Source organism: Planobispora longispora, from assembly GCF_016863135.1.
Classification (GTDB): domain Bacteria; phylum Actinomycetota; class Actinomycetes; order Streptosporangiales; family Streptosporangiaceae; genus Planobispora; species Planobispora longispora.
In genome coordinates, this window is record NZ_BOOH01000001.1 from 14,957 (window position 1) to 32,298 (window position 17,342).

General features: G+C 69.4%; 11 protein-coding genes. 5 read left to right on the plus strand and 6 right to left on the minus strand.

Translation table 11 applies throughout. The features are described from left to right. Positions 1-5 precede the first annotated feature (5 nt). The gene (locus Plo01_RS00065) at positions 6-1,364 is read right to left on the minus strand and encodes an ABC transporter substrate-binding protein (protein WP_203888344.1); all 1,359 of its coding nucleotides are present in this window, start codon (positions 1,362-1,364) and stop codon (positions 6-8) included. 186 nt (positions 1,365-1,550) lie between these two features. Between Plo01_RS00065 and Plo01_RS00070 the strand changes: the two genes are divergently transcribed. Together Plo01_RS00070 and Plo01_RS00075 are read left to right on the plus strand one after the other, a co-directional pair. After that, complete coding sequence (locus Plo01_RS00070; RefSeq protein WP_275415344.1) at positions 1,551-2,207, plus strand: TetR/AcrR family transcriptional regulator; 657 nt, start codon at positions 1,551-1,553, stop codon at positions 2,205-2,207. Between the two features lie 164 nt (positions 2,208-2,371). Then, complete coding sequence (locus Plo01_RS00075; protein ID WP_203888346.1) at positions 2,372-3,610, plus strand: endo-1,4-beta-xylanase; 1,239 nt, start codon at positions 2,372-2,374, stop codon at positions 3,608-3,610. A gap of 65 nt (positions 3,611-3,675) precedes the next feature. Here the strand turns inward: Plo01_RS00075 and Plo01_RS00080 are convergent, their stop codons facing one another. From Plo01_RS00080 to Plo01_RS00095, 4 genes are read right to left on the minus strand one after another with little or no spacing between them, the layout of a single operon-like run. Continuing rightward, positions 3,676-4,848, minus strand: a complete 1,173-nt coding sequence (locus tag Plo01_RS00080; protein ID WP_203888347.1) for a glycoside hydrolase family 1 protein — start codon at positions 4,846-4,848, stop codon at positions 3,676-3,678. Further along, positions 4,845-7,454 (minus strand): beta-glucosidase family protein, encoded by a 2,610-nt coding sequence (locus Plo01_RS00085; protein WP_203888348.1) that lies wholly within the window; start codon positions 7,452-7,454, stop codon positions 4,845-4,847. Before Plo01_RS00085 ends, Plo01_RS00080 begins: the two co-directional genes overlap by 4 nt. Before the next feature lie 20 nt (positions 7,455-7,474). Continuing rightward, positions 7,475-8,233 carry an SDR family NAD(P)-dependent oxidoreductase gene (locus Plo01_RS00090; RefSeq protein ID WP_203888349.1) on the minus strand — a complete coding sequence of 253 codons (759 nt, stop codon included), beginning with the start codon at positions 8,231-8,233 and terminating at the stop codon, positions 7,475-7,477. A 32-nt stretch (positions 8,234-8,265) separates the two neighbouring features. Beyond that, positions 8,266-9,543, minus strand: coding sequence for an MFS transporter (locus tag Plo01_RS00095; RefSeq protein ID WP_203888350.1), 1,278 nt, complete (start codon positions 9,541-9,543; stop codon positions 8,266-8,268). A gap of 216 nt (positions 9,544-9,759) precedes the next feature. Here Plo01_RS00095 and Plo01_RS00100 point away from each other — a divergent pair, with 216 nt between their 5' ends. The 3 genes from Plo01_RS00100 to Plo01_RS00110 are packed head-to-tail and all read left to right on the plus strand — an operon-like array spanning position 9,760 to position 15,883. Continuing rightward, entirely contained in the window at positions 9,760-11,961 is a 2,202-nt protein-coding gene (locus tag Plo01_RS00100) for a glycoside hydrolase family 3 C-terminal domain-containing protein (protein WP_203888351.1), read from the plus strand. Continuing rightward, positions 11,958-14,834, plus strand: coding sequence for a glycoside hydrolase family 2 TIM barrel-domain containing protein (locus Plo01_RS00105; protein WP_203888352.1), 2,877 nt, complete (start codon positions 11,958-11,960; stop codon positions 14,832-14,834). The genes Plo01_RS00100 and Plo01_RS00105 overlap by 4 nt, the downstream gene beginning before the upstream one ends. A gap of 53 nt (positions 14,835-14,887) precedes the next feature. After that, on the plus strand, positions 14,888-15,883 hold the full coding sequence (locus Plo01_RS00110; protein ID WP_203888353.1) for a LacI family DNA-binding transcriptional regulator: 996 nt from the start codon (positions 14,888-14,890) through the stop codon (positions 15,881-15,883). Between the two features lie 4 nt (positions 15,884-15,887). Here the strand turns inward: Plo01_RS00110 and Plo01_RS00115 are convergent, their stop codons facing one another. Next, positions 15,888-17,339, minus strand: coding sequence for a class I adenylate-forming enzyme family protein (locus Plo01_RS00115; protein WP_203888354.1), 1,452 nt, complete (start codon positions 17,337-17,339; stop codon positions 15,888-15,890). Positions 17,340-17,342: the final 3 nt, after the last annotated feature.

Sequence of the window (17,342 nt, forward strand, 5' to 3'; positions counted from 1 at the left end):
CGGACTCAGCCGATCCGCTCTTTGCCCTGCTTCAGCAGCTTGTTGATCTCGACGGTCACCGCCGCGCAGGCGGCGTCGACGGTCAGCTCCTTCTTGATCGCGCGCTGCAACTGCTTGTCGATCGCGGCGTTGCACGCGTCGGTCGTGATGTACGGCGATTCGGGCAGGGGTGCGGCGTACTGGAGTTCGTTCTGCGCGACGGCGTAGGCCTGCTTCTGGTAGGGCAGGTCCTGCGGCAGTTTGGAGGCCAGTGACTTCAGCCCCGGGATCCCCCACCCGCTCTTGGCTCGTCCCTCGGCGGGCGGGCCGGCCATGAAGTACTCCATCAGCTTCCAGGCGGCGTCCTTGTGCTTGGCCTCCGCCGGGATCCACGCTCCCTGGCCGCCGTAGCTGGGGCTGACCCGCTTGTCTCCCATGATCGGGGCGGGCGCCATCCGGATGTTGCCGTTCATCTTCTTGTCTTCGATGTAGTTGCCGCCGAACCAGTAGCCGTCCTGCGTGATGGCCATCCGCTGGGCGCTGAAGGTTGACATGTCGGAGCCGTCCGGCAGCGGGTTCAGCGAGGTCGGGCCGACGCCTGCCTGAGCGAAGTCGACGTACCACTGGAAGGCGCGGCGGGCGGCGGGCGAGTTGAAATCGATCTCGGTCAGGTCGGCGTTGTACACCTGGCCGCCCTGCTGGAGGATCATCGTCGCCATCGGGCCGATCAGGCTCCACGCCCACTCCAGGCCGAGGCCGAAGACCAGGGTCTTGCCGCCGTCCTTGATGGTCAGCTTCTTGGCGATGGCCAGCAACTCGTCGTAGGGCGTGGGCTCGGTGTCGCTCAGATACGGCACCTTCGCCTTGTCGAACAGGGCGGTGTTGTACCAGAGGGTCGCGTCCTGGCTGAAGTCCTTGACGATGCCGTAGTAGCCACCCTGGCCGATCTTGCTGCCATCCCAGCGGAAGCTGTCGTTGATGGGCTGCAGGTCCTCCTTCTTCAGCACCTGGCTCTTGTCCAGATACGGCGTCAGGTCGGTCGCGAGGCCGCGAGCATTGTTGTTCGAGCTGCCGACAGCCGGGCCGATCACGATGTCCGGCGGGTTGCCGGAGGCGAGCATCGCGTTGAGGCGGGCGGGGTCATTCTCCAGGAACTGGATTTTGATGCCGGGATTCTTCGCCTCGAAGTCGGCGATCTGCTCCTTGGTGAGGTCCTGGATCCCGAACATCATGGTGATGGTCACCGCGCCGGCAGCGGCGGTGTTTCCGCTGCTGGGGGCCTTACTGGACGGTCCCGCGTTGCACGCGCCGAGCAGGGGAACGCCCGCGACAGCTGCGGCGCCTGCGAGCAGTCGGCGCCTGCTGATGGGTTCGGCTCTGGTCATATCGACCTCCTGGCCACGCTGTGATTTGACCCTGCCGAAGGGTCTGGGGGGTGGATTGAGGTGACAGTACAACCAAACCCGTACACATGCTACATTTTGCGTCGCGCCAGTTTCCTTGAGATCAACTCGACGTAACCAGGCGGCCACCCCCACGGAGGACCCGATGACAAGACCGGCAGCCGCGCTATGGTCTGTACTGTGACCACGGCGAAACCCGTCCGAGTTCGAGGCCCCTATGCGAAGTCGGCACAACGCTGGACGGAGATCCTCGAAGCGGCCACAACCGTGTTCGCGACCCACGGGTACCGCGGCGGGTCGTTGCGAGACATCTCGCGGCAGCTCAATCTGAGCTTGACCAGCATCGTTCATCACTTCGGGACCAAGTACGAGCTGCTCGAAGCGGTGCTGGAGCGGGCCGACAAGACCGTCGGCACGGGCTTCGCCGCCTTCGACTTCGAGGCGGACTGCGCCGAGCGCGGGGTGGCCGTCGCGACCATGGAGAGGGTACGGACCAACCTCGAACGACCAGAGCTCCTCAGGCTCCTGGCGATTCTGGCCGCCGAGTCCTCCGCCCCGGAACATCCCGCCCACGGGTGGTTCGTCAACAGATACCGGAGCAAGAGAGCGGCGCTCGCCGAGGCGTTCGCCTTCGACCAGGCGAAAGGCCGCATCGATGCTGTACGCGACCCCGAGCTGCTGAGCGGGTCGCTCATCGCCACCTGGGACGGACTCCAGCTGCAGTGGCTCATCGATCCGTCCACGGACATGGAGCGCGGCATGCGCGCGTTCTTCGAGTGGGCGATTCCGGAGGCACTGCCGCGTGGCGACGAGGCCACGAGCTGACTTCGGATTTCGCCGGACCTGCTTTGCGCGTCACTTCGGCATGCAAATTTTGGGAAGAATATACATATTCGCAAATCTCCTTGCGGCGTTGACAGCACGGAATGCCCGTGTTTCGATGTGCGACTACATCGGGGATTTCACCTCTCAGGACTGGAGAAAATCCGTTGGAGCGCCATCGCTTACGAAACATCAGGCAGTTCAGAGCGTTTACGGCGACAGCCGTTCTCACCCTCGTCGCCAGCGTTCTCATTCCGGCTACGGCGGCCGACGCGTCGGTTCTCAGCCTGCGGCAGAAAGCCGCGGAAGCGGGAATTCTCATCGGTTCCGGAGCGGTCAACCCCGCGTATCTCGATGATCCGAAGTTCGCACAGATTCTCCCGCAACAATTCAACAGCCTGTCGCCGGAGAACGAACTCAAGTGGTCCTTCGTGCAGCCGGAGCAGGGCGTCTTCGACTTCACGAAGCTCGACCGGCTCGTCGACTTCGCGGAAGATCACGACATGGCCGTGAAGGGCCACGGCCTCATCTCCGGCTGCTGCAATCCGGCCTGGCTGGAACAGATCGTGGACCCGAACCAGCTGCGCGCCGCGATGACCACCCACTTCACCACGGTCATGTCCCGCTACGCGGGAAAGATGGACCGGTGGGACGTCGCCACAGAGGTGTTCTCCACCTTCGGCGGCACCGGGCTCGCGCCGAACTATTTCTACCGGGTCCTCGGCCCGGACTATCTCGCCGAGGTGTTCCGCATCGCGCACGCGGCGGACCCCGACGCCAAGCTGTTCATCAACGAATCGCTGGTCGAATATTACCCGGCGAAGCGCCAGGAGCTCTACGACCTCGTTTCCGACCTGGTCTCCAGAGGTGTACCCATCCACGGTGTGGGGCTCGAAACGCACCTGACCCTCTCCCCGCCCGACGCCGGCGTCATCACCGAAATCGTGAATTCGTACAAGGCGCTCGGGCTGGAAGTCGCCATCACCGAGATGGACGTTCACCTGAACCCCGATGCGAACCACGACACGACCCAGGCGCAGATCTACTGGAACGTCGTCTCCGAGGCGCTGGCAGCCGGAATCCGGGACATCAGTTTCTGGGGCTTCACCGATAAGTACTCCTATACGTGGATCCCAGGCGCCAGACCGCTCATGTTCGACGCGAACTACAACCCGAAGCCGGCCTTCTTCGCCACCTGGGCCGCGCTGGCGCTTCACACATGCGTCTCGCGCCGGGGAGGTTCGGCCGGGGACGTCGCGCACGCGCTCGTCACCACCGGTGCCGTCGGCACCGGAGACGCTCCCAAGCTGAGGAACATGCTCACGTCCGCCGCGAACGACCTGGGCACGGGCAACGCCAAGAGCGCCGTCACCAGGGTCCAGTGGAACCAGATCCGACAGCGGTGATCCGTCACAGCTGATCAGAGCCACCGGATCGAGGGACGATCCGGTGGCTCCGCCCATGGCGTCTGTCAGATGGCGTTGGCGCGGGCGATGCCGCCGAGCCACGCGAGGCTCGGCTTGGGCCGGCGTTCGAAGGTCTCCCGGTCCACGGCGATGAGGCCGAAGGTGGGCTCCCACCGCCCCCACTCGAAGTTGTCCAGCAGGCTCCAGTGCAGGTAGCCGCGGACGTCGATGCCGTCGTCCATCGCATCCCGCAGGTGCCTCAGGGCTTCCTCGGTGTAGGCGATGCGCCGCCGGTCGTCAGGGGTGGCGATGCCGTTCTCGGTGACGACGATCGGCACGTTCCCCACGACCTCGCGGGTATGGCGTACGGCGATGCCGAGCGCGTCCGGGCGGTAGGCCCATCCCATCAGTGTGTTGTCGGGGTGGGGCGGATGCGGGACGACGCCCTTCTCGTCGATGGGCTGGCTGGTGTAGGACTGCACGCCGACGAAGTCGTCGTCTCGGGCCGCTTCGAGATACATGTCCTCCCAGATGTGCTGCACCTCGGCATACTTCTCCTCCGCACCAGGCGTCATGACAAACGCTTGATTGGCGACGGTCCAGCCCACCTTCGCCCCCGTGGCCCCTCGCACGAGCGGAGCAGCCGCACGATGCGCCGCGATCAACGACTCTCCGATCTCGGCATCGGGCAGCGCCCCCACCAACTGGTACTCCTCGCCACGGGCGACGCGGCGGAGCTGACCGTGGTTGACCGCGACGACGTTCGGTTCGTTGATGGTGCACACCCACTCGACGCCGTCGAGGATCGTGCAGGCCTGCTCCACGTAGCGCGCAAAAGCCTCGACCGCGCCTTCGCCGAGCCAGGCCCCCTTGTCGCCGAACCAGATCGGGTGCGTGAAGTGGTGCAGAGTGACCACCGGGGTGACGCCCAGACCCAGTGCGGTGTCGATCATGCGGCGGTAGTGGGCGAGTTCCGCTCGCGAGAACTTGCCGGGACTGGGCTCGATGCGGGACCACTCCAGGCTGAAGCGGTAGGCGGTGAGGCCCGCTCCGGCCAGCAGCCGCATGTCCTCCTCGTAGCGGTGGTAGCTGTCCAGGGCATCGCCGCTGAACTGCACGCCGTGGTCGGCGGCGACGTGTTCGAGCTGCCACCAGTCGTTGTTGAGGTTGTTGCCCTCGACCTGGTGCGCGGCGGTGGCGGCGCCCCACAGGAAGCCGTCGGGGAAGGGGCGGGTCATGAGTGATCTCCGATCTTCGTCAGCAGGTCGTCAAGCAGCGACTGCGGGAACTGCCCGCCGCTGTAGGCGACCAGCTGTCTCAAGGTGAGGTCCAAGGCCGGGGCGAGCACGTCCTCGTCCAGGCCGCCGAGTGCTTCGCGGAACAGCCCTCCGCCGACGGGGTGGTCCAGCCATTCACGAACCGTGTTGTCTTGCGTGACCGGCGGCGCCGAGGGACGAACCGCCTGTGGCACCGGCGCGGCAGAGGCTGCGGCCCCGGCGGTGACGGTGACGGTGCTGGTCAGCGCTCGGTCCGGGCCGGGGAAGTGGTCCGTGCCCGTGAGGGTGGCCTCACCGCGTAGCTTGGTGGCGGCCGAGGAGCCGCCGACGAAGAACTTGATCACGCCGGGCTCCACCACCCAGCCTTCGTCGACGTCCCAGAGCGCGAACATGTCGGCCGGAACGTCGGCCGTGACTCGCGCCGCCGTACCGGGCTCGAGGTGAACGCGGTGGAAGGCGACCAGCGTGCGCGCGCGCCTTGCCGTACGCCCGATGACGTCGCGTCCGTATACCTGGACGACCTCGTCTCCCGCCCGGTCGCCGACGTTGGCCACGGTGAACGACAGCCGCACCACGCCGTCCGTCGGCGCCTCCGCGGAGATCTCCAGGTCGCGGTAGTCGAAGCTGGTGTAGCTGAGCCCGTGGCCGAAGGGGAAGACCGCGCCGATCGAGCCGTCCACGTACGTCGGGTGCTGGAGGGTCCGCCAGTACGGCAGCGGCGCCGCGCCGGCTGAGCGCAGCATCGCGATGGGCAGGCGCCCAGCGGGGTTGACGTCGCCGAACAGCACGGACGCGACGGCGTTTCCGGCCTCCTCACCCCCGAAGAACGAGCTCACGATCGCGGGAACCGAATCGGCCATCCACCCGAGGACGTAGGGGCGGCCGTGGCTGAGGACCACGACGGTCGGCGTCCCGGTCGCCACGACGGCCTCGACCAGTTCGCGCTGCACGCCGGGGAGCGCGCACTCGGTGCTGTCCAGGCCCTCGCCGACCGTGCCGTACCCGTTGATCCCCGACTGGTCGCCGACGACGATCACGGCCACCTCCGCGGCGCTCGCCGCGCGCACCGCGGCCTCGAAGCCGGACCGGTCTTCGGTGGCGACCGGGCAGCCGGGCTCGTGCAGCACGCTCACGCCGTCTCCGGCACGTCGCCGGACACCCTCCAGGAAGGTCACGACCGGCACCGATTCGACCAGCAGCCGCGCATCGTCCGGGCTGCCCTTGCCTGCGAGGTCCTCGATGTCCTCGGGGCGCGCCTGCGGGTCGGCGGCGAGGTGGAAGCGCGTGGTCATGCTGTCGAGAACCTGGTAGCTGTAGTTCCCGAGCTGGCCCAGCGGGCGATCCGCGTTCGGGCCGATCACGGCGATGGTCCGCAGCGAAGGGCTCAGGGGAAGCAGCGGCGCGTCGCCGACCGCTTCGTTGCGCAGGAGGATGACGGACTTTTCCGCGATCTTTCGCGCGAGCGCCCGCTCCCGGTCCGAGTCGAACGTCTCGGGCACCCGCTCCGCGTCGGCGTAGGGGTTCTCGAACAGCCCGAGGCGGAACTTGGCGAGCAGCACGCTGGACACGGCCCGGTCGAGGTCGGCCTCGTCCAGGACACCCGACCGGACGGCTTCGACGACCTGGTCTGCCGTGGCCTTGTTGTCGAGGTTCAGATCGACCCCGGCGCGCAGGGCCTGTGCGAGCGCGTGGGCGTCGTCCTCGGCGACGCCGTGCTTGGTGTGCAGCTGTCCCACCGCGGCGAGGTCGGAGATCACCAGTCCGTCGAAGCCGAACTCCTCACGCAGCAGGCCGGTCAGGTACGCCTTCGACCCGGAGACCGGCACGCCGTCGATGGCGTTGTACGAGGGCATCACGCCACGCGCGCCACCGAGCCGGATCGCCATTTCGAAGGGCACGCCGTGGATCTCTCGCAGCTCTCGCGGGCCGAGCTGCGCCGGTTCGGTGTTGCGGCCGCCGTCGCTCGCGCTGTAGCCGAGGAAATGCTTCAGCGTGGCGATGACGGGGACATCGGCGTCGGCGTTCTGGAGCCCGCGCACGAAGGCGGTCGCCATCGAGCCGACCAGGTACGGCTCCTCACCGTACGTCTCCTCGACGCGACCCCACCTGGGGTCGCGGGCGACGTCGGCGAGCGGAGACAGTGCCTGGCGCACCCCGAGCCGGGCCATCTGCGTGCCGATCGCCTCGGCCATCTCCTCGATCAGCTCCGGATCCCAGGTGGCCGCCTGGGCGATCGCGTCCGGGAAGGTGGTGGCGTCACGGATCTTGAAGCCGATCAGTGCCTCCTCCGAGAGCAGGACGGGGATGCCCAGCCGGGTCTCTTCGACGTGCTTGCGCTGCAGTTCGTTCGCCTTGTGCACCGCCTCGCGGGGCGGCAGCCCGAGCGTGGACAGGCCCGCCGTCGCGTTGCCCCACCCGGCCTCGGGCGGCGTGTGCACGTCGACGGCCGATCCGAAGGGCGCCGCCGTCTGGGCGGCCTTCTCTTCGAGCGTCATCCTGCTCAGGAGGTCGCGCACCCGCTCCTCCGCGGGGAGGGACGGGTCGCGATATGCCTCAGGGGATTCCATGTGCCTTCTCTTTCGGGTTTCTACTGGTGAGCGCCGCCGTCGATGCGGATCTCGGTGCCGGTGATGAACGAGCCGTCATCCGAGACCACCATCGCCACCACTCCGGCGATCTTCTCCGGACCGGGAAGCCCGCCCGGCAGGGGCGCGGTGAGCTTGCCCAGCAGCTTCCAGTCGGTGTCCTCCGGCATGAGGCGGTCGATGTTGTCGGTGATGCCGCTGCTGATGCCGCCCGGCACGATGTTCACCGCGCGCAGTCCCCGCTCGCCGTATTCCTGGGCGATGCTGTGGGTGAAGGAGGCGACGCCACCCTTGCTGGCCGCGTAGGCGGCCATGAAGGGGTGGGCGAAGAACGCGGCGGTGGAGCTGAAGTTGACCACCACTCCCCTGCCGGTCTCCAGCAGGTACGGCAGAGCGGCGCGGGTCATCAGGAAGGTGCCGGTCAGGTTGACGGCGATCATGCGGTTCCACAGCTCCAGCGAGCAGTCGTGGGTGTGCGCGCCCCGCAGGATGCCCGCCGCGTTGACCAGGGCGTCCAGCCCGCCCAGGTCCGCGGCGGCCGTCCTGACCATGGTGCCGGCCGACGCCTCGTCGGCGACGTCCACGGTGGCGATGGCGAGCCGGTCGCTGGCCGCGAGGGAGGCGGTCTCCTTCAGCCCCTCCTCGGAGACGTCGGCGGCGACCACCCGGGCGCCCTCGGCCACGAGTCGCAGGGCCGTCGCCCGGCCGATGCCGGATCCGGCACCGGTGATCACGATACGCCGGTCGGTGAGCCGTTCCATGGACATGACCTCCAGAGATGACGAGGGCTTGGTTACCGGACGCCGCGGATGCGCCAGGCGGTGACGACGGCGCCGAGAGCGCACAGGGCGCCGGAAAGGAAGAGCACGGTGTAGTTGCCGCCTCCGCCGATCATGAGGATGACCGGCGCCAGGACGGGAGCGAGCGCCGACGCACCGGCGCCTGAGAGGTAGTAGATGCTCATGTACTTGCCCGCCTTCTCCTTCTCGGGCAGGACGTCGCTGCAGAGGGCGAGGTCGACGCTGCTGAACGCGCCGGTGCCGAGCATCAGGAGCACCGTGCCGAGCACGTACGCGGGGATGGAGGGGGCGAAGGCCGCGGTGGCCAGTCCGGCGGCGATGAAGCTCGCCGACAGGTAGATGAACGGCTTACGGCGCTTCAGCCGGTCGGAGAAGAGTCCCCCGAGGACCGCGGAGCTCATCATGGAGACCAGTCCGAGGCCGCCGGCCAGGGCGAGCTGGCGGCCGGCATCCTCCGGGGTGAGCCCGAGCCGGTCGAGCATGAAGTAGAGCTGGTAGGTGGAGAAGAAGGCCGTCCCCACCGAGAGGGCGAACTTCCCGGCCACGACCAGGGAGAAGTCGACGTGGGTGCGGGGGTTGAACAGCAGGTCCTTGAAGGCGTCCCGAATCGATCCGGTCGCCGGGTCCGCTCTGGCGGGCCGGTCGGGGACAGTGAGGAGGAACAGCGGGACGGTGACCGCGAAGGCCAGGACCGGCACGAGGAACAGGAGCAGGAGGCTGCCCGTCAGCATGCTCCCCAGCAGGGTGGCTCCGACGCCGGCGAGCGCTGACGCGACTCCCCCCAGCCCGCCGATCTTGCCGCGTTGCGATTCCGGCACCCATTCCGCGATCACCGGGTTGAACCCGGCGGAGACGCAGGCGATGGCGATCTGCACGATCGCGTTCCCGACGATCGTCACCGGAACCGAGGGAGCAACGACGATCACGAGCGCCCCGGCGAAGGAGATCACCAGCCCGGCGACGAGGAACGGCCGGCGCCGGCCCCAGCGCAGGCGAGTGCGGTCGCTGAGCGTTCCGGCGACCGGCCCCGCGACGAGGCCGACCAGCGATCCGATTCCGACGATGAGCCCCAGGCTGGACTCCTTGCCCGCGGGGTCGATCAGCTGGACCTTGTAGGCGAGGCTGAACAGGGCGGGCACCATGATCGTCAGGTAGAACCCGAAGCAGGTCAGGGCGTAGACGGTGATGAACCATCCGCTGACCCGGGCGGGTTCCGGCTCGACGACCGTCGCGACGCGCTCGGCGGGGGCGTTGTCGGGGGGTGTGCTCATCGCGGGGACTCTCTACTCGTCCAGGTGGGTGCGGGATCACTCCCACGCTTCGCACTGCTTTCGCGCGCAAGCTGTTGGACGTACGGTAGCTACGTCAACTTTCGCGCACAAGTACTTGCGCGCGAAAGTTAGTCTGCCTACAGTGAGGGCCCCATCCGCCTGCCCCGTGAAGCACCTCCAGCAGGCCCGTCATCAGTTCGGAAGGATCCCTCCTCCATGCCCTCGATCGATATCGGCTCCCTGTCGCTGGAGCAGAAGGCTTCCCTGTTGTCGGGGGCGGACATGTGGTCGACGCGCCCCCTGCCGGAGGCCGGGCTGCGGCCGGTCATGCTCTACGACGGGCCGCACGGGCTGCGCCACCTGGAAGACCGGTCGGACACCGCCGACATCTACGGCAGCGCTCCGGCGACGTGTTTTCCCCCGGCGGTCGCGGTCGGCGCGAGCTGGGACCCGGAGGTGGCGGCCCAGGTCGGCGCCGCGCTCGGCCGTGAGGCCAGGGCGCTGGGCGTGCATGTGGTGCTCGGGCCCGGGGTGAACATCAAGCGCTCGCCGCTGTGCGGCCGCAACTTCGAGTACTACTCGGAGGACCCGCTGCTGTCCGGCGTGCTCGGCTCCGCCCATGTACGCGGCGTGCAGGCCGAGGGTCCGGGGGCGTCGGTCAAGCACTTCGCGGCCAACAACCAGGAGACCGAGCGGACCCGGATCAGCGCCGACATCGACGAGCGGACGCTGCGGGAGATCTACCTGCCCGCCTTCGAGCGGGTCGTGACCGAGGCCCGCCCGGTGACGGTGATGGCGGCCTACAACAAGGTCAACGGCGTGTACGCGGCACAGAGTCCCTGGCTGCTCACCGAGGTGCTGCGCCAGGAGTGGGGCTTCACCGGTGCCGTGATCTCCGACTGGGGGGCGGTCCACGACCGGGTGGCCGCGCTCGCGGCGGGTCTGGACCTGGAGATGCCCGGCGGCGACGGCACGGGCGTGGCCCGGATCGTCGCCGCGGTGCGGGCGGGTGCGCTGGACGAGGCGCTGGTGGACCAGGCGGTCGCGCGGATCGTCGCGCTGGCCGAGCGGGTCGCCCCGGCGACCGGCGACCTGGACGTGGACGGCGGCCACGCCCTGGCGCGGAAGCTGGCGGCCGAGTGCGTGGTGCTGCTGAAGAATGACGCCCAGGTGCTCCCGCTGGAAGGGGTCACCCGCCTGGCAGTGATCGGTGCGTTCGCGACCGCGCCGCGTTTCCAGGGCGGCGGCAGCTCGCGGGTCAACCCCACGCGGGTCGACACCGCGCTGGACGCGATCCGGCAGCACACCGCTGAGCGCGGCCAGACGGTGACGTACGCCCAGACGGCGGAGGAAGCCGCATCTGCCGAGGTGGCTGTGGTCTTCGCCGGGCTGGGTGACCATGAAGAGTCGGAGGGCTACGACCGGGAGAGCATCGACCTGCCCGCCGATCAGATCGCCCTGATCCGCGCCGTGGCTCAGGCCGCTCCCCGCACGGTCGTGGTGCTGTCCCACGGCGGCGTGGTGTCCCTGGAAGACTGGCACGACGACGTGGACGCCATCCTCGACGGCGGGCTGCTCGGCCAGGCAGGCGGCGGCGCGCTCGCCGACGTCCTGTTCGGGGTCGTCAACCCGTCCGGGCGGCTGGCGGAGACGATCCCGCTACGCCTGCAGGACAACCCCAGCTACCTCAACTTCCCCGGGGAAGCGGGCCACGTCCGCTACGGCGAGGGCGTCATGGTCGGATACCGCTACTACACCAGCGCGGAACGGGCGGTCCGCTACCCGTTCGGGCACGGCCTGTCCTACACCACCTTCGACACCGGCGACCTGACCGTGACGCCGACCGGCGAGGACACCGCACGCGCGGCGGTCACCGTGACCAACACCGGCACCCGGTACGGCAAGCACGTCGTGCAGGTCTACGTCGCCACCACCGCGGGCAAGGTCCGCCGCCCCGCCCGCGAGCTGCGCGCCTTCACCAAGGTCGCCCTGGAGCCCGGCGAGTCCCGCACGGTCACCTTCGACCTGGACCGCAGGGCGTTCGCCTACTACGACATCACCCGGTCCGGCTGGGTGGTCGCACCCGGCGAGTACCGCGTCCAGATCGGCGCCGACGCCCACCACGTCCTGGACGAGGCGGCGATCACCCTCACCGGCGACAAGGGCCTGATGCCGCTGACCCTGGAGTCCACCGTCGGCGACTGGCTCGATCACCCGATCGCAGGGCCGGCGCTGGTGAAGAAGATGAACGACCGCCTGCGGGACCTGTCCCCCGAGGAGGCCGCGTTGGCCGCGCAACACCCCGACGGCCTGCGCATGGCCGCCGCATTGCCGATGAGCAAACTCATCACCTTCACCGGCGACACCTTCCCCGCCGACTTCCTGGACAAGCTGATCCGCGAGAGCAGGGTCGTATGAACCGCCTGCCCATGCACTCGCTGCGTCGCGCGCCCGAAGTCGACCTCGACGGCACGTGGGAGTTCCGGCTCCTGCCGTACCAGGAGGAGTGGAAGAGCGTCCAGGTGCCCGACCTGTGGACGATGCGGGAGAAGGACGACCCGCCGCACTACCTGAACGTCGCGATGCCGTTCGAGGAGGTGCCGCCCACCGTCCCCGCGCACAATCCGACCGGCCAGTACCGCCGGACCGTGGAGCTGGCAGCGCAACCGGGACGCCGGACGATCCTGCACGTCGGCGCGGCCGAGGGCCACCTGAACGTCATCGTCAACGACCAGGCCGTCGGCGACAGCACGGACTCGCATCTGGCGGCCGAGTTCGACATCACCGAGGCCGTGACCTCGGGCGTCAACACGATCGAGCTCACGGTCGCCAAGTGGTCGGCGGCCACCTACCTGGAAGACCAGGACCACTGGTGGCAATCGGGCCTGTCCCGGTCGGTGTTCCTGTACACGGTGCCGGAGGTGCGGCTGGGTGACGTGGCCGTGGTGACGGACTACGCGGACGGTCGCGGCAGCCTGAACGTGACCGTTTCCACCATCGGGCTGGATCACCTTCACGAGGTCGGATGGTCGGCGCGGATCGGCGTGCTGGGCCGTACGGAGAGCCGCCTGATCGCTCCGCGAGTCGTCGAGCCCGCTTTCCCCGACTCGACAGTCGATCGGTCCACCCGTCCGGAGCCGGTCGGCATTCCCGACGGCGTGATGAATCTGCTCAGCCTGCATGCCGCCGGCGCGCCGATCGTCGGCGAACTGCGGCCGATCGCCGACATCATGACGGTACGGCCTGGCAAGGCGGGCAGCGCGGTGTTCGCCCTCGACGTGCTCGACGTCGCCCCCTGGACGGCGGAGACGCCGCACCTGGAGGACCTCCTGGTCGAGCTGGTCTCCCCGGAGGGCGAGGTCGCGGATGCGGCGAACTTCAGGATCGGCTTCCGGCGGGTCCGGATCGAGGGCCGGGACCTGCTGGTCAACGGCGAACGCGTGCTCATCCAGGGCGTCAACCGGCACGACGTGAACCCCCGCACCGGCCGCGTCATCACCCGCGATCAGATGCTGGCCGAGCTGTCCCTGCTCAAGAGGTTCAACGTCAACGCGATCCGCACCTCGCACTATCCCAACGATCCGGTCTTCCTCGACCTGTGCGACGAGATCGGCTTCTACGTCGTGGACGAGGCCGACATCGAGGGGCACGCCTTCACCACCACCCTCGCCCACGACCCGCGCTACCTGTCGGAGTTCGTCGAGCGGGTCTCCCGGATGGTGCTGCGGGACCGCAACCACCCCTCGGTGATCATCTGGTCGCTCGGCAACGAGACCGGCTACGGTCCCAACCACGACGCCGCCGCCGCGTGGGTGCGCCGGGTGGATCCAGGCCGTCCGCTGCACTACGAGGGCGCCATCGCGCACGACTGGCACGGCGGCCACGCGGCGAGTGACCTGGTCTGCCCGATGTACCCCTCCTTCGAGGCCCTCACCGCGTTCTCGGCCGACCCGCGCGCAGATCGGCCGGTGATCCTGTGCGAGTACGCCTACTCGCAGGGGAACTCGACGGGCGGCCTGGCTCACTACTGGGAACTGTTCGAGAGCCTGCCCGGCCTGCAGGGCGGCTTCATCTGGGAGTTCAAGGACCATGCCCTCGACCCGGACGGCGACGGCCGCTATCGCTACGGCGGCGACTTCGGCGACGAGCCCAACGACGGCACCACGCTCCTCAACGGCGTGGTCTTCACCGACCTCACGCCGAAACCGGCGCTGTACGAGGCGCGTGGCCTGTTCAGCCCGATCCGCGTGTCCATGGACGGCGGCAGGCTGCGGATCCGCAACCGGCAGAGCTTCGCCGATCTCAGCGCCTACGACCTGAACCTGCGGGTGGAGACCGAGGCCGGGCCGGTGGGCGCTCTCACGCTCCCCGCGCCGCGGGTGGCCGCGGGCGAGGAGGTCACAATCGACCTGCCCGGTTCCATCGTGGCGCTGCTCGGCACCGCGCTCGCGCTCACGGTGAGCCTGCGCACCCGCGAGGACGCCCTCTGGGCCCCCGCCGGAACGGAGATCGCCGCACACCAGATCACCTTCCCGCGCCCGCTGCCGCAGCTCCCCAGGGCTTCCACCGGTGGGGAAGTCCGTCATCCGCTGCTGCGGCGCGTGCCCCGGCTGTGCCTGTGGCGGGCGCTGACCGACAACGACGGCTCCTTCATGCTGGACCACCGGTTCGTCCGCTCCGGCTTCTTCCGGATCACCCCCGTGGACGTCGATGGAGCCATCACCCGCTACGCCACGGCCTACGGTGACGAGGTCGTCCACACCCGGACCGTCACCCGGGTCGGCGAGGGCGACTACGTGCTCGACGAGCACGTAGTGCTGCCTTCCGGCGAGGCTCTGCGGGTGGGCATGGAGTTCGAGCTCGCCGACGGCTTCGACCACGCCCGCTGGGTCGGGCTCGGCCCGTGGGAGAACTACCCGGACCGGCGGTCCTCCGCCCTGCTCGGCGCCTGGGAGAACCGCATCGACGACCTCTCCGTGCCGTACCTGAAACCGCAGGAGAACGGCGGCCGCGGCGAGGTCACCGAGCTCGTGCTGTCCGGGCCCGCCGGGACGGTGCGGACGACTCACGCCACACCGCTGCACATGACCGTGAGCCGCCACACGATCGAGGAACTGGAGACGGCGACGCACTGGTGGGAGCTTCCGCCCTCCGCCAGGACCGTCGTCCACCTCGACATCGCACAGCGCGGCGTCGGCACAGCCATGTTGGGGCCGGACACCCGGCCCGCGTATCGTCTCACCGAGCGTGAGTACGCCTGGCAGTGGCGGCTGACACTCACCAGCCCGTGAGATAGTGGTACGGCTTGCGCGTGCAAGCTGTACCATCCCCGGAGGGAAGCTGCGTGTCGGAGCGAACAAGGCGGGTCACCGCGGCGGACGTCGCCCGCTCACTCGGGGTGTCCCGCGCCACCGTGGGATACGTGCTCAACAACACCCCGGGCCAGACCATCTCCGCCGCCACGCGCGAGCGGGTGCTGGCCGAGGCCGAGCGCTTGGGCTATCGACCGCACCGGACCGCACAGGCACTGGCCAGCGGGCGCAGCATGATCGTCATGCTGCTTCTGCCCGACTGGCCCATGGAGTACTCCCTGCGCCAGCACCTGGAGACAGCCTCACGGGTGCTCGACGAGGCAGGCTACTCCCTGGTCACCCACACCCGGCACGGCGGCGGCCACGCCCGGCCGCTGTGGGAGCTGCTCAGCCCGGACGTGGTCATCGCCTGGACGCCTATCACGGCCGCCGAGCGCGCCTCCATGAAAGCGAGCGGCATCACCAGGATCCTGCCGCCGCCCCGGCAGAGCCGCTCCTTCCTCGCCTCCCCCACGCTCAACGCGGGCGCCCGCCTGCAGATCGACTATCTCCATGAGCTGGGTCATCGCCGGATCGGCTACGCGGCCAGCGGCGACAAGCGTCTCGCCCTCCTGTCGCGGGGCCGGGTGGCGGGTGCGCGGGAAGCAGCGGAACGGCTCGGGCTCGGCCTCCTCGACGTCCGCCCGGTCGATCACCGCGGCGGCAGCGCCGCCAAGGCCCTACGGCACTGGCGGCAGGAGGGCGTGACCGCCATCGCCGCCTTCAACGACAACCTGGCGGCGATGACCATGGCGGCGGCCCTTCGCGCCGGTCTGGCGGTCCCCGGCGATCTGGCCGTCATCGGGCACGACGACACCCCGCTGGCGGGCATGCTCTACCCGTCCCTGTCCAGCGTGAGCATCGACAACGTCGGGCTGGGCCACTACTTCGCCGACCTCGCCCTGCGCGCCGCCCGGGACGAGCCACCGCCGGAGAAGGCGCCGGACCTGCACGCACGGGTGGTGCCCCGCGAGTCGACCATCCGGTAGAGCGTCAGATCATGCCTTTGAGCTGCTGACGGAGCAGCTTGCCCAGGTCGTTGCGTGGCAGGGCGTCCCGGAACACGATGTGCGCGGGGACGCGGCTGGAGCGCAGCCGCTCGCCCACCCAGCTCCGCAGGTCCTCCGCGCCGGGGGCGGCACCGGGACGAAGGACGACAGCGGCTGCCACGGCCTCGCCCCACTGGTCGTCCGGGATGCCGTACACCGCCGCCTCGGCGACGTCGGGGTGGCTGATCAGCGCGTCCTCGATCTCCCCGGGCGAGAGGTTCTCTCCGCCGCGCACGATCACGTCGTCCAGACGACCCTCGACGAACACGTAGCCGTCCTCGTCGATCCAGCCGCCGTCCCGGGTGCGGAACCAGCCGTCGGCGTCGGTCAGGGCGCCGTGCGCGTACTCCCCCGACACCTGCGGCCCGCGTACCCACAATTCGCCACGCTCCGCCTCCTTGCCGTCGGAGTCGCGCACGACGATCTCCACGGTGGGCAGCGGCCTGCCGACGGAGCCGAGGCGGCGGCGGATCGCCGGGTCCCCGGAGGTGAGCGCCTGCCGGTGGTCCTCCGGGCCGAGCACGGCGATGGAGGAGGAGGTCTCGGTCAGGCCGTAGGCGTTGACGAAGCCGACGTGCGGCAGCAGGCGCAGCGCCTGCTCGATGACCGGCGCGGGCATTCGGCCGCCGCCGTAGGACAGATGCCTCAGGTACGGCAGGCCGCCACCGGCTTCCTCCAGCACGGCGACGATGCGGGCGAGCATGGTCGGGACCACCATGGCGTGGGTGATCCGCTGCTCGCGCGCCAGCCGTACCCACTCGGCCGCCTCGAAGTTGGGCAACTGGACGATCCGGCGGCCCGCGTAGAGAGCGGTGAGCAGGCCGGCGATCCCAGCGATGTGGTACGGCGGGACGCTGATGAGCGTGGCCTCATCGGGGCCGGCGGACAGGAAGTCGACCGAGCCGAGCACGTAAGAGGTCAGGTGCCGGTGGCGTAGCACGGCGACCTTGGGGGCGGCGGTGGTGCCGCTGGTGTGCAGCAGCACGCAGGGCAGGTCGGGATCCTGCACGGGCTCCGGCGCTTGGCCGGTGGCGGCCAGGGCCTCATCGGGGGCGATGATCTGCAGCCCGTCGACGGTGGCGGCCACCTCGGCGGGCCGCCCCTCGGCGAGCAGCACGGCCGGAGCCTGGCCGCCAAGCAGGGCACGGAGCGGCTCGTCGGCCAGGCGGTAGCTGACCGGGACGAAGGGGCGGCCGGTCCACGCGGCGGCGAACAGCGCCACCGGCAGGGCCGGGGTGCCCACCGCCGCGTAGGCGACGGCAGGCGGCGCTCCGGCCCACTGCCCGGCCAGCCGGGAGGTGGCCGCCAGCAGGTCGGCATAGGTGGTGCCGGTGCCCAGAGCGACCCGGCCGGGGTCGGCGGAGGCGGCCATCTCCAGGAAGGTGACGATGTTCACGGG